Source organism: Spiroplasma endosymbiont of Dioctria linearis (genome assembly GCF_964030865.1).
GTDB lineage: Bacteria > Bacillota_I > Bacilli_A > Mycoplasmatales > Mycoplasmataceae > Spiroplasma_A.
In genome coordinates, this window is sequence record NZ_OZ034984.1 from 596,060 (window position 1) to 611,313 (window position 15,254).

Sequence of the window (15,254 nt, forward strand, 5' to 3'; positions counted from 1 at the left end):
TTTAATATAATTGAATTATATATGAACCATTATAAAATTAATTTATTAAAAAAATAATCCTTTAGATTATTTTATTTCAATATGAAGTTGATCTAATTGTGACGAATCTACTTTATCTGGAGCATTTGTCATATTGTCTATTCCTGATGAATTTTTTGGAAAAGCAATTACTTCTCTTATATTTTCAGAACCTGTTAATATCATACAAATTCTATCTAATCCTAAAGCACAACCTGCATGATATGGAGCTCCATATTTATAAGCATTAAGGAATCAACCAAAATTTGTTTCAATTTCGTCTTTTTTAAGTCCTATAGCATCAAACATTCTTTGTTGAATTTTGGGATCAGTAATTCTTTGACTTCCCCCACCAATTTCAAACCCATTTAATACTATATCATATGCTTTTGCTAATGCTTTTGCCTTATCAATATCAAAGCTATCTAAACTTATATCTGCTGGCATTGTAAATGGATGATGAGATGCTACAAATCTATTTTCTTCTTCAGAAAATTCAAATAACGGAAAGTCAATTATTCAAGCTAATTTCATTACTTCTTGATCTAATAAATTTAGTATTTTTGCAGTTTTATTTCTAATTGCTCCCATTGCCTGACTTGCTTTAAAATACTCATCTATAACAAACAGAACTGTTGACTGTTTTTTTATTGAAAATAGTTTTATTAACTCTTTTTTTTCAAAATCCGATAATTTTGAACCTATCGATCCTGTTCATTCTTTTAAATCGTATTTTGCAAATGCTAATATATTAACACTATTTTGTTTAGCCACCTCTGTTAATTCTTCCAAATCTTTTTTACTTAACATAGAGTCAACACAAATTGATCTAATACTTTTATTTTCAATATTACAGAATAATGGTATTTCACTCTTTTCAAAAATTTCATTTAGTGTTTTGATTTCAAAACCAAATCTTAAATCTGGTTTATCATTACCATATTTGTCCATAGATTCTTTTCATGTAATTCTTTGAACTGGTTCTTTAATTTCAAGACCTTTAATTTCAAAAATAATCTTCTTAATTAAATTTTCAATTGAATTCATAACATCTTGATCATCTGCAAAAGACATTTCCATATCAAGTTGTGTAAATTCAGGTTGACGATCTATTCTTAAATCCTCATCTCTAAAACACTTCACAATTTGAAAATATCTATCTAAACCTGAAATCATAAATAATTGTTTATAAAGTTGAGGTGATTGAGGTAAAGCATAAAATTTACCTGCGTTCAATCTTGAAGGAACTAAAAAGTCTCTTGCCCCTTCTGGAGTTGACTTACCAAAAATTGGAGTTTCAATTTCAATAAAGTTATTGTCCAAAAAATAATTTCTAATAGTTTGATTCATTTTACTTCTAGTAATTAAATTTCTTTGCATTATTTCTCGTCTTAAGTCTAAATAACGATAAGTTAATCTCGTATCTTCTTGAGACTCAATATTATCTTTAATTTCAAAAGGAGTTAATTCAGATCTATTAATTAGAGTTAATTTTTCAACCTTAATTTCAATTTCTCCAGTTTTAATTTCAGAATTTTTTGACTTTCTTTCAATAACTATTCCTTCAACTTCCAAAACATATTCAGATTTAATATTTTCCAAATTCTTTGATTCATCAATAACAAGTTGAGTAACTCCATATCTATCTCGAAGATCAATAAAATTCATTGCTCCCATTTTTCTAATTTTTTTAACTCATCCTTGTAAAATCACTTTTTGTTTGACATTCTTTATTGTAAGTTCTCCACATGTGTGCGTGCGTTTCATTTTTTTATTCTCCAACAATTGCATCTACTATTTCATCAAATGCAACTTTTTTCTCTTCTTTTGTTAATTGATTTTTTATAATAACATTATTTTCTTTCAGTTCATTGTCACCTACTATTATGATATTTTTAGAATTTAGTTTTTCAGATTGTTTAAAAGCTGATTTCATACTTCTATTCATAAAATCAAAGTCAACTTTTAAACCTGATTTTCTTAACATTAGTAGTAATATATTTGAAAATTGTTTTGCTTTTTCACTTAAAGCAATAATATAGGCATCCAAAGTATTAGGAGTTGAAATATAAATTTTTTCTTCTTCTAAAGCAATTAGCAATCTTTCCATACCAATAGCAAAACCAGATGCTGGTAAATCAACATTTCCTAACTTTTTAACAAGTTCGTCATATCTTCCACCACCCAATAAGGTTGAACTTTTTTTATCTTTGATTTCGTAAACAAAGCCAGTATAATAGTCCAATCCTCTTACTAGTTTCTTATCAATTATTGGTTTTATTCCAATATTGTTTAAATTGTCAATCAAAGTTTTAAAGTAATTTTTGTCTTCTTCATTTAGATAATCTTTCATATCAATTACATCATCAAATTTATTTCCATCTATTTTACAATCTAAAACTCTTAATGGATTAGCTTGAATTCTTTTTTTGCAATCATCACAAAGTGATTTGGGTTCTAAGTATTTCTTTAAATCACTAATGTATTCTTTTCTTTGTTGACCATTTACTAAATAATTTAAGTGAATTGTATAATTTTCAATTCCAATTGTATTTAAAATTATTGAAGATAAACAAATAATTTCACTATCAATTTCAGGTGTTTTAGGTCCAAAAACTTCAACTCCAAATTGATTAAACTGTCGATTTCTCCCAGCTTGAGGTCTTTCATATCTAAACATTGAACCAAAATAGAACAATTTTAATGGTAAATTTTCATTTATATACATCTTATTTTCTAAAATAGCTCTAACAGTTGGTGCTGTACCCTCTGGTCTTAAAGTCAATTCTCGATTTTTTCGATCTTCAAATATAAACATTTCCTTAGAAACAATATCTGTTTCTTCACCAACACCCCTTTTAAACAGTTCTAAACTTTCAAAAATTGGTGTTCTTATTTCATTATAGTTAAATGAATCAACAATATTTCTTATTATCATTTCCAAAGCAAAGTATTCTCTTACTTTTAAATCGATTAAATCTTCTGTTCCTCTGGGTTTTTGAATCATATTTTCACCTCTAACCTTTATATTTTACACTTTTTTTAAAAAGAGCAAAATAAAAACCCAAAAAATGGGTTTTTATTTAAAATTTTATTAACTATTTATTTACTTTTCTTGCTTCTCGTTGTTTATGTTTTTCTTCAACAAGAGCTTGATAAGCTTTTTGTTTAGTTGCTAATTCGTTTTCAAATTCACTGTAATTATCTAATTTTTTATTTAAAATTGACAATCTTTCTTCTTTATTGTTAATTTTTACATTATTTTTAACATTTTCAATTTTTTCTAAAATAGACTCTTTTACTCCATTAGTTGCATCAAGAGTTAATTTACCCTTTTTAATATCAGCTGTTCTTCATAAACCTAAAAGTATTGCTGACAATAAACTAGCTCCTAATACAATCAGAACAGCTGCTCCTGCTCCTAAAGCAATTGAACCACCATTCATTGAACCATCTTCTAAATAACTTGAACTTAATAATGGGAATACAAATACCCCACCATGTGATGCAAGTAATTTAATTTTTAATGCGCCAACTAATCCACCAATTAAAGCTCCACCAGCCATTGCACTTACTGCAACTCTTTTTGGATCTTTAACCATAAATGGAATTGCACCTTCTGAAACGAAACATGCACCCATTAATCAGTTAGCTTTTGCAGCATCTCTATCTTTTGCTGTTCAAGCTCTTGGGAAAATAATTGTTGACATTGCTACCATTAAAGGAGGTAACATCCCTGCTAACATTGCTGATGCCATAATAATTGTTTGATCATTAAAGGCATTTCCAGCTGCATTGATATCTGTAACTAATTTACCACCAACTGCTAAATTACCTAAAGAATAAGCAATTTTATTAATTGGTCCACCCATATCAACACACATCATAAATCCAATTAAAATTGATACTAATCATAATAAGTTTAATTGTGCTAATTCTGAAATACCAAGGCTTATACCACCCATTACAAATCCTAAAGGAATATTAATAACAAACATTGTTAATGCTATTGATAATAATGACAAGACAGGAATAAAGACAATATCTCTAGCTCCTTGTAATCCTTTTGGGAATTTTGCCATTGCTTTTGATCAACCAACAACTAGTAAAGCTGCAAGATAACCCCCAACAATAGCTCCAATAAACCCAGACTCAGTTCCTTGTAAATTAGATGGAATTAATCTTGATCAAAGACCATTTCAACCATTAGTAATTGAGTTACCGTCCGCATCGTATGCATAACCAAATCCTAAAATGTTTGTAGATAATAATCCTGCGACCATTCCAGGCATTAATCCCTGAGATCCCACAATTGAAAACGCAATAAATGCTCCCAATATTGGTACCATCATAGACATTGATATTTTTCCAATTGCTGCAAATCAACCAGCTGCTGGATTAATTGTTCCAAAATCTCCACCAGCATTTCCATTTCCTGCAGCAAAGTCTATTAGGAAAGCAATTCCTAATATAATTCCCCCTGCAACAACAAATGGTAACATTCTTGAAATTCCACCAAGTAAATTCCCTTTAATATCAAGGAATTTTCTCATTGTAAATTCACTTACTTCTGATGAATCAGATGCGGCTTTAACTTCAGTTAATCCCTCACCTTTTTTATATTTTTCAATTAATTGATCACCTTTAAAGATAGCTTCTTTAGTATTTGTATCAATAACTTTTTTACCATTCAATCTTGAAAGTCCTTCAAGAGCTTTATCATGAGCTAAAATTATAACTTTAGCATTATCTATATCTTCTTGTGTTAACTTGTTCTCAATTCCTCTACGTCCTTGAGTTTCAATTTTAACTGTTAAACCCTTTTGTTTTGCATATTCTTCAAGTTTTTCTTGAGCCATATATGTATGTGCAATTCCTGTTGGACATGCTGTAATACCTATAACATCATAACTACCTGATTTTTCAACTTTTTCAACTTTTTGTTCTTGTTTTGTTAACGCATTTTCTACATCTTTAATTGATTTTGCACTTCTTAATTTTTTTTGTACTTCTGCTTTCATTAAGAAACCAGATAGATCTGCAAGAGCAGTTAAGTGCTCATTTCCATCTTTTCCATTTGTCATAATCATAAATACTAAATCAACTGGTTGATCATCAAGTGATTGTCAATCAACTTTATTTTTTAATTTTACAAAAGCAATTGCTGATTTTTCAACTGTAGGATTTAAAACGTGAGGAATACCAATTCCATCTCCAACCCCAGTTGATCCTTCAGATTCTCTTTTGTAAACAGCTGCTTTAAAATCATCAATAGATTTAATGTATTTTTCTTTTTCTAAACTTTTAGAAAGAAATTCAATAACTTCATCTTTTGATTTTAAATCAACATTAAAAAAACTTATTTGTTTACCGAATAAATCTTTTAATTCCATGTGAACCTCCTATTTTATTTTTTGAACATCAATTTTTGAAACTAATTTTTCTATTTCTTCTTTTGAAGCAAGTCATTCGTTAAAAGCAGTTGCAGCTCCACTAGCTGCTGCGTATTGAAGTGTATTTTCAATACTTAGATTTTTATATTTTCCAAAAACAAATCCAGCCAACATGCTATCTCCTGCACCAACTGAGTTTACAAGTTTTCCTTTTGCAATTCCAACTTTGTAAATATCATTATTTGAATCAAAATATAAACTTCCTTTTGAGCCCATACTTAGCAATACATTTTGAGCTCCTAGTTTTTTTAATTTATTGATTAATTCTTTTGTTTCTTCGAAACTTATATCTTCGTTAAATTTTATTCCTAATGTTGAACAAATTTCTTCAAGATTAGGTTTAATTAAGAAAGGTTTTTCTTTTAAAACATTTTTTAAAAGTTCATTTGTAGCATCACAAATTAGAATAGCTTTTTTTTGATTTGCAATTTTTCCAATTTGTTTATAGATATCTTTATCAATACCCACTGCAACACTTCCTGTTAGCATAACAATATCTTCTTTTTGAAGATTAGATGTTAAATAATCAATTAAATTTTTTAGAACACTTTTTTTAGTATTAAATCCCATTCCATTTAATTCTGTTTCTTGTTTTGATTCTAAGTGTTTAATTTTATAATTAACTCTAGTTGATCCTTCATTAAGAAAAAAATTGTTATTTAAATTTATTTCTTGAAATTTATTTAGAAAAATTTCTTTATTGTTTTCTCCCATAATCCCAATTGCTTGAATATCTGCTTGCAAATTTTTTAAAATAATTCCAGCATTTATTCCTTTCCCACCAATAACTTTATACTCATCAGTATAATAATTAGTTATACCTAATTCTACTTTTTTATTGGCTAAAACAATATGATCAATTGCAGGATTTAACGTTAATGTATATATCATTTTTATACCTCTTCATTAATGAGTGCTATTTGAGATTTATCACTAAATTTTACAAGTGATTTAGATTTATTTTTTGATGTATCTGCTAAACCAAATGAAAATTGTGAATTTTTAATAGCTATTCTTTTAACTTCTGCTTCGTCTTCATCTGTTGTAAAAAAATTAAATTCATTGTCTACGGCATTAATACCTATGAAAGCCAAATCAAAATTATATTTTGATAATGCAGTTATTGTTTCAACACCACATATTGCTCTTGTAGATATTTTTAATTTTCCTGGTAATAAATTAATATCTTTAATACCATTTTTTGCTAAAATCTGTGCATTGATAATTGAATTAGTATAAATCTTGTTATTTAATTCTGGTTTTAATATCTCTGCTAGAAAAAAAGTTGTTGAGCCTGCATCTAAAAAGATGGTCTCAAATGGTTTAATACAAGCTAATGCTTTAATTGCTATATTTTTTTTTGCTTCAACATTAGTAAGCAATTTTTCATCTAAAAATGCTTCCAATATTGATTTTTCTCTAATGGTCTTTGCTCCTCCATGAACTCTTTTTAATTTAGATTCATTGTGAAGATCTGTTAGATCTCGTCTTAGAGTGGTGAAAGGAATATTTAAGTGTTTTGATATTTTTTCATTTGAACAATAATCTTGTTCATTTACAAAATCTAAAATTAATTTTAGTCTTTCTTCTCTGATCATTCTTTCACCTCAATAATATAATATTCCAAAAAAGATAAAAAACAACCAAAAACAACCAAAAATTAAAAATAAAAAAATATGGAATACCATACTATTTTCTTTTTTTCTTATTATCTGTTGATAGACCTCTAGTTTTTGCCATTGCTATGTTTATGTCAGAATATTTAGCTTCTTGAGCTATTCCTTCATCTCAAATTGGATTAATAACTTCTCTTCCTTCACTTTCAGCTCTAGCTTCTTTAGCAATAATGTCAGGATTTGCACCTTGTTCAATTTTCATTGCTTGTTCAATAGTTAAATATGGATCTTCAGGTCTAACTCCTTTTTCAACTAAAGAAGCTATTTGCATTCTTATTTGTGAGCTTGAAACTTTTTTATCTTTAAAATCAACTTGTCATTGTACTGGTGAAGCCTTTTCAAATTTATAAGGTTCTTTAATAATTGCATATAACATATTTACAAATTTTTCAAAGCCATCTTCTCCCTTTCAAAAATTTGTTTCTTCTGCAACTATTAAATTACCATTTTTTAAATCAAATTTTGAGAAGTGCATTTCAAATATTTTATTTGATCAATCACCTTCTGGAATTAAATAAAAATTAGTAATAAGTGAACAATTAAATATATGGTTATCAAATTCATAAATTGAAAAATTAAATCTATCAACGCTTGTTGTATCAATTGATACACTAAAATTAGTAACATCGGACACTTTACTTAATCAATGTAAAACAGATTGTGTATATTTTAGAACAAATTTTAATTTTTGACTTGAGAAAATCATTGTTTTTCATCTTGTAAAATTAAAGTCAAATTCAGATTCTTTTCTATTTGAAGCAATATTAAAGTCTAGGTTTGCTTTAACAAATTCTTCAATTGGTAAATAAATCATTTCCTTTTTCATATAAACCTCATTTTATTAATTAAATTATACCATATAAGCCTAATACTAACAATAATTAATTTCTGGTTGGTTGTATACAAAGTCTAGACTCTTTTTATTGAATGGTTCATTAAATTTAGTGAAAATATTATTTTTGTAAAATGTACCAAACTTATAGTTACATTATTTAAATTTATATCCCTAAAAAATTATTACATCAGTTATCCACTTTAAAAACATTTTCTCTTTTTATTTAAATCAAAAAAATAAAACCTACTATTTTTAAAGTATCTACTATAAAAATTCTCTGCAATTCCTCAAGATTTATTTCATAAGTAATATATCTCCTCTAAATTAATATTAAAATTATATTTATCTATTAAAATATTAATAGCACTAATTTTAATAATATGTCTTATATATTATTGCAGCTAAAGTTTTTTTATTGTTATAAAACATTAAAAGCACTTCTAGAAGTGCTTTTAATTAATATTTCTTAATAATGTTAATTTTTATTTAAACTTTTATAAGACATTTCACAATAAAATATAATTATGCCATTGGATTTTCTGATGAAGTTGCTCTTGTAACTCCAATAACTCCAGGAATTTCTGAAAGTGATTTTAATATCACATTTAATTGATCAGCATTATTAACACTTATAATCATACTTCCCTTACCTGAATAATCTTCTTCTTGAGAAATAACTTTAACCTCATTTAGATTTACTCTTTGAGCATTAAAAACGTTAATTATATCTAATAAAATTCCTGGTCGATCATAGGTTGTCATTCTTATTTTGGCATTATAATTTCTATCTTCAGTTTTTGCTTCAATTCACTCTGTTTCTAATAAGTTTTTTACTCTTTTAATATTGGTAATATTTAAACAATCACTGCGATGAACCTGAATCCCTTTTGTTTTTGACATAAAACTAGTAACTGGTTCAACAGGAACTGGATAACAACATTGTGCAAGAGTACAATTAACTTTTTCAATTCCATTAATTCTTAAATCATCTCTTCCCTTAGCTGACTTATATTTTCTAGTTTTCATATCATTGATTACTTCAATATCTTTTAACTCTTGTTTTGATACATATACAATTTCAACTGCTTCTGGAATAGTAAAATCACCATTACCAACTGATAATAAAAACTCATCAATATTTTTATAATCTAAAACATTTAATTTTTTTTGAATTTCATCAATTGATTTTACTTGTCATTTTAAGTTGTGAGCAATTATATATCTATCAACTTCACGTTTAACATTTCTAATGATTTTTTGATTTGTAATTTGTTCTTTTGCTTGTGCTTTTACTTTTTCAGTATTTAAATAATCTTCAATAGCTCTTCGTGCCGTTGAAGTACGTACAAAACGTAATCACTTTTCATGAGGATTTGTTTCTTTTGAAGTTTGAATTTCCACCATTTCTCCTGAATTTAATGTTGAGTTATAGGGTGAAAACACCCCATTAATTTTAGCTCCAATAGTTTTATTCCCAACTTCAGTGTGAATTTTATATGCAAAATCTAAAACAGTTGATCCAAATGGTAAGTTAACAACATTCCCATCTGGAGTTAAAATATAAATCATTGGTGCTAAATAATCTGATTTAAAAGCTTCTTCAACTACTTCTCCACTTAAATCAATTTTTTGTGATTCTTCATCGTAATCTAATTCTGCAGCTTCTGATGCTAATTTTTCTAAGTCCATTAATCTTGTAAACATATCTACTTTCAAATCAATTTCCTTTTGTTTTTCAGCAATATCAATATTTTTTTCACCCTCTTTATATTTTCAGTGAGCAGCTGCTCCATTTTCAGCAATATCGTCCATTTCATACGTTCTTATTTGTGCTTCAAAAATAATTCCATCTTTACTTGCTAATGTTGAATGCAATGATTGATATAAATTATTTTTTGGTGTTGCAATATAGTCTTTAAATCTTCCTGATAAAGGTGTAAATAGTTGATGTAATCAGCCAAGAATTCTATAACAATCATCTTGTTTTTCAGTAATAATTCTTACAGCCAAAATATCGTGAATATCACTAAATGACTTACCAAATTGAGTTAATTTTCTATAAATTGAATAAATTGTTTTTGATCTACCAAAAATAGTTACATTTGAGATACCACCAGCTTTTAATTTTCTATTAACTTCAGAAATAATTTCAGTAATTATTTCTTTTCTTGTACTTTTATCTTCTTCTAAAAGACTTTTAACCCTTTTGAATTCTTTTGGATTTAAATATTCAAATGAGTAATCTTCTAAAAGATTCTTAGCATTTTTCATACCAATTCTATGAGCAATTGTTGAGTAAATTTCTAATGTTTCTTTAGCAATTACTTTTTGCTTTTCAGGTTTCATATGTTGAAGAGTTAATAAATTATGCATACGGTCAGCAATTTTTACAATAATAACTCTAATATCTCTAATCATTGATAAGAATAGTTTTCTTAAATAATTAGCTTTCATTTGCTCACGATTTTCTTTTGTAAAGTAACTTACTTTTGTTACAGCTTCAACAATATCTGCAACCTCAACACCATATAATTCTTCAATTTCCGAGAAAGTAACTGGGGTATCTTCAATTACATCGTGTAAAAGACCAGCAATAATAGTTTTTGGTCCCATTCTTCATTGAGCTAAATAATATGCAGTTGAAAGTGGATGTATTATGAAAGGATCTCCACTTTTTCTTTTTTGATTTTTATGTTTTTCTTCAGCATAATAATATGCTCTTTTAACTTCATCAATTAATTTTTTATTTTTAATATACTTTTTCATTTCTGAAACAAGAACTTCAACATCACGGCATTCAATAAAATTAAATTCTTGTTCACTCATTGAGGCTCTTGACTGCATAAAATTCCCCTTATCTTTGATAATTTATTATTAACTATATTATATATAAATTAAACTAATAATAGTAAGTTGGCTATGTTTTTTTTACATTTAAAAAAAGACAAAATATTTTAATATTTTGTCTTTTTATACTAATAAGTTACTAAACTTTTTGAGTCAAATTCCTTAAATAAATCTGGTTCATGTAGGAATGATAAATCAGCTACAAATACTATTCCTCCAACTTTTGCTTTCTCTTGATTAACAAGTTCCACAATAGCTTTCATAGTACCCCCTGTTGCTAATACATCATCTACGATAATTACATTATCGTTTTCTTTTAAGTCTCCCACATGCATTTGAATATGACCTTTACCATATTCTAAAACATATTCAACATCTTTTACTTTTCTTGGTAATTTTCCAGGTTTTCTTACTAAAACAAATCTACAGTTTGCTGCATATGCAACTGCTGATGCAAATAAGAAACCCCTAGCTTCTGGAGCAACTATAACAGTTGCCTTTTTTGCTTTGACATACTCAACCATTTTATCAATTACATATTTAAAAACATCTTTATCATTTAATAACGGAGTAATATCTTTAAAGGTTACTCCCTCTATTGGGAAATTATGAACATCTAAAATATATTTCTTTATATCCATATTTATTTACCTCTTAATCATTTATTCCTTCTATGATTTGTTCTTCTTTTGAAACATATAAACCATTTATGAAACGTTTTCTTGCTAATTGATTTCTTATTCTTATTTGCTCAAATACTACCCACAATGGTAAGGAAATAAATAATACAAATACACTTGAAACAAAAATCCCAATTATCATTGAAGCTCCAAATGATCAAATACTTGACATTGATGAAGCTAAGATGATTCCAAGAACTGTATATAAAACAATTAATAATAAAGATCTAACTAACCCAAATCTAAATGTTTTTACTAAAACTTCTGATAAATAGTTGTTTTGTTTTGCAACTCTATTTATTTTAATTTTATTAGCTTTTTTAACTTTTCTAAACTCTATTTTTTTAGCATGCTTAATTTCTTTAAATTCTAATTTTAATTTTTTCTTCTCTTCTTTTGGTAAATTATTAGTTCTAATATTTAGTCTCATTTCATTTTTAAGATTAAATAACTCATCATTCATTTTTTTCTTAACTGATTTTGTATCATAAATAATTTCAATTTCTTGTTTAAAGAAGTTTATTAATGATTTTTCATCTTTTGATGCAATTAGAGTTCTTGCTTTACCAAATATAATGAATAAAGAAATAATTGTAAAGAATATTGAACCAACTATTGCAATGATTGCAACATTTCCTAAAGGAATTTGTAATGCTGTTATTGCTGCAACTGCAACTAGTGGTGCTAAAACTATTGATATAATCATCGCTATATAATATGTTCATTTAAATCTAATAAGTATATAAATAACTAACGCTGCAATAATTATTAAAATAGAGATCGCTATTTCCTTAATTGATCAGAACATTGTAGCTGGTTTAATAGCTTTTGTTATAAATCCATTATTTGAAGTTGAATTTATATTTTTATCCACACCTAAATTATTAAACATTTTTTTAATAATTGCTGACTGTTTTAAATCTTGTGTAAATACTGTCAATGTTATTCAATTTTGATTTTCTTTAGTTATTGAAGAGGGATCATTAAATATGAATTTATCTCCATAAGAAACTGAATAATTTTTACTTTTATATGACTTCTTATCTGATAAATTTTGAGCCAAGTAATTAACATAAAAACTATCATCGAATACAAAGTTTAAGAATTCACTAACTGTTCTTGTTTCATCTAATTTAACAGCTTCTTCATTAGATTGATTATTAGATTTAAAGCTCTCATGTTTTTCAACTAAGTCTTCTTTAAATTCATAGATTTCTTTTAACTTTTGTTCGTTACCATAACTTGTATCTTCAAAACGCTCTTCTCTAATTTGAGAATAAAGTGTTGAAGTATTATCTCCTCATAAAGTATAATCTGTTCTTCCACCAAATGTATCATCAAAACGTAGACCGAATAAGAAACCAAGACCTAGTGATAATGCCAGTAGAATTACTCCAAATAATGAAACAAACTTAGTTCCATTTTTGATGTTTCTTTCAACTGTCTTTATTTTTAGTTTTTCATTAGTAGAAGTAACAATTTGCCCTTCTTCTTCAATAATATTTTGAGTATTATCATCTCTAACAAATATTAATTCATTTACTTTAAAATTAAGTGACTGAATTTTTTTAGCATCTTTTTCAGGATTTAAACTATTAATTTTTTCTGTTATTAAATCAATTTTTTTATTTAGTTTTTCCTTAGCTAATTCTTGCTTCTTATTATTTTTTTCTATATCTTTTAAGTTAATTTCACTTAATTTATCGTTTAAAGATTTAAGATCACTTTCAAGTTTTGAAATTGCTTCTTTGTCAATTTCAGGTTTTGAATTTAATTTAGTAATTTTATTTTCTATTTTTCTTATTTTATAATTCATAAAGAATTTACCTTGAGATGCAAAATCTGTATTTAAAGCAAATAAATATGATTTATTTGCAATTAATTGAGAATTAATTATTAATTTAAATAGAATTACACCTACCAATATTGTAAATAATACTGTAAAGAATGACCCCATTGCCAACATTATTGCCATTGAAATAATTGCATTAGATGAGATTCAGAACATACACATTGATGGAATTAATAAAGCAACAACTAAATCTAATGCTATTCCAACATTTTCTTTAATAGAAATATTAAAACTAGTTTTTAATCCTCTTTGTTTTAGATAGTAACTCTCCTTCATATTTTCAAATAGAGAAGAGAAGATCTCAATATTTAGCCCAAGTAAAATAAACGAGCAAATAATTGTTTCTGGTCCAACTGCCAGATTGAATCATGATAATGACAATAAAGTCATTCCTATAATTGCTAATGTAATTATCATTGAGAAAAGACCAAGTAGTCTATAAAAGAATCCCATATAAACAATTAAACATAAAGCAATAATTAATATAAATACTAATGCTGAAATTAACATCACTTGTGTTACTTTTCCATCAATAGTTGCAACAGAGTTAACTGTAAAAACAAACCCTTTACCAGATGCGTTAAATAAAGAAGCACCAATTCTAGCCTTTGCTTCTGAATCAACTTTAGTTATTAAATTATTTCCATCAATATACCCATTAGAAGCTTGCCCTTTTGATTCAGTAACATTTCCATTAAATAAGAAATAATTAGTTACTAAGTTATTAGCAAAAGTTTCATTAAAAAGTATTTGATTTGATATAACAAAATTTAAAAGTACTGGGTTTATTAAAGAAAATATTTCATTAACTTTATATTTTTCTGTTAATGTATTTGAAGAATCTCATAATTTTACATTTTGTGAATATCTTCCACCTGTTTCAAAATCCTTTGTAACAGCATTTGAATCATAAACATATTTTGAAGTCTCTGATAAATAGTTAAATGAATCTACAACCTCTAAAAATGAGTTTGCATCTTTTAAAGTTTCATTTGAAGCATTTCTTTTACTCATCAATGAACCTCTATAAGTTGTACTAATTCCTGAAGATGTTTTTTCAGTTCATTGACCATAAAATAGGTCATATAAAACTTCTTTAACTTTTGTAGGAGTACTACTTGCATCATAGAAAGTTCTTAAAGGTTCAACAATAACTTTAAAGAATTCTTCAATTCTATCTTTTTTCTCACCTTTAATTAAATTGTAATAGTTTCTTATATCATTATAAAAACCATCAGCGTCTAAAAGGATAAATAGAGGTAAAGTTCCTGCTTCACGAGTTTGTCCTTCAGCTCCTTCTTCTGTTTTAAATAATGCTTTAAAATTATCACCATTTAGTGAATATGAAATTGCTGGGTTTTTTGAATTTGACTCATTAATGAAAGTTGAAGATGCTCCAGTAAAATATTCATTAATTCCTTTTCTTTCAAGTTTATTACTTTCGTTTGTAATTTGTAAATCATTAAATTTACCTTCTGTTGAGTCTAATAAAACAATTCCCCCATTTTTTTGGATTTGATTTTTAAAAATTGTTTCATTTTGATATGCATCTACTGGAGATAAAACTTTTAAAAAGTTTTTACCAGCTTTTTCAATTATTATTTGATTATTTCCCATTGGATTTAAACGTTCATTTAGAGCTTTAGCTCCTTCTGTTGAATCACCATTTGGTTGACCATTTATTGATTCCTTTTCATTTAAATTACCAACTGAAACAAGAGCTGAGTAATAACCTTTAAAGTCTGAACCCAACTTAATATTTTCTGAGAATTTTAAATTAGAGAAAACTATCCCTAATACCAAAGAAGAAATAATTATTAATATAGCAAAAATCTTTAAAATTGGTTTTTTAGGCTTATTGCTTATATTTTTTTCCTTGTTATTCAAGTTAAC

Annotated in this window: 9 protein-coding genes; all 9 read right to left on the minus strand. The window is 26.5% G+C overall.

Going from position 1 to position 15,254, the window contains the following annotated elements:
- Window positions 1-66 precede the first annotated feature (66 nt).
- Entirely contained in the window at window positions 67-1,785 is a 1,719-nt protein-coding gene (aspS, locus tag AAHM84_RS02535; RefSeq protein WP_342259345.1) for an aspartate--tRNA ligase, read from the minus strand.
- A gap of 4 nt (window positions 1,786-1,789) precedes the next feature.
- Window positions 1,790-3,025 carry a histidine--tRNA ligase gene (hisS, locus tag AAHM84_RS02540; protein WP_342259346.1) on the minus strand — a complete coding sequence of 412 codons (1,236 nt, stop codon included), beginning with the start codon at window positions 3,023-3,025 and terminating at the stop codon, window positions 1,790-1,792.
- A 91-nt stretch (window positions 3,026-3,116) separates the two neighbouring features.
- The gene (locus AAHM84_RS02545; protein ID WP_342259347.1) at window positions 3,117-5,411 is read right to left on the minus strand and encodes a fructose-specific PTS transporter subunit EIIC; all 2,295 of its coding nucleotides are present in this window, start codon (window positions 5,409-5,411) and stop codon (window positions 3,117-3,119) included.
- Between the two features lie 9 nt (window positions 5,412-5,420).
- Window positions 5,421-6,362 (minus strand): 1-phosphofructokinase family hexose kinase, encoded by a 942-nt coding sequence (locus AAHM84_RS02550; RefSeq protein WP_342259348.1) that lies wholly within the window; start codon window positions 6,360-6,362, stop codon window positions 5,421-5,423.
- A gap of 2 nt (window positions 6,363-6,364) precedes the next feature.
- Window positions 6,365-7,069 (minus strand): DeoR/GlpR family DNA-binding transcription regulator, encoded by a 705-nt coding sequence (locus AAHM84_RS02555; protein WP_342259349.1) that lies wholly within the window; start codon window positions 7,067-7,069, stop codon window positions 6,365-6,367.
- A 91-nt stretch (window positions 7,070-7,160) separates the two neighbouring features.
- Complete coding sequence (locus AAHM84_RS02560; protein WP_342259350.1) at window positions 7,161-7,973, minus strand: hypothetical protein; 813 nt, start codon at window positions 7,971-7,973, stop codon at window positions 7,161-7,163.
- A gap of 531 nt (window positions 7,974-8,504) precedes the next feature.
- Complete coding sequence (locus AAHM84_RS02565) at window positions 8,505-10,826, minus strand: RelA/SpoT family protein (RefSeq protein ID WP_342259351.1); 2,322 nt, start codon at window positions 10,824-10,826, stop codon at window positions 8,505-8,507.
- 131 nt (window positions 10,827-10,957) lie between these two features.
- Window positions 10,958-11,470 carry an adenine phosphoribosyltransferase gene (locus AAHM84_RS02570; RefSeq protein WP_342259352.1) on the minus strand — a complete coding sequence of 171 codons (513 nt, stop codon included), beginning with the start codon at window positions 11,468-11,470 and terminating at the stop codon, window positions 10,958-10,960.
- A 13-nt stretch (window positions 11,471-11,483) separates the two neighbouring features.
- On the minus strand, window positions 11,484-15,248 hold the full coding sequence (locus tag AAHM84_RS02575; protein ID WP_342259353.1) for a protein translocase SecDF, variant type: 3,765 nt from the start codon (window positions 15,246-15,248) through the stop codon (window positions 11,484-11,486).
- Between the last annotated feature and the right edge of the window lie 6 nt (window positions 15,249-15,254).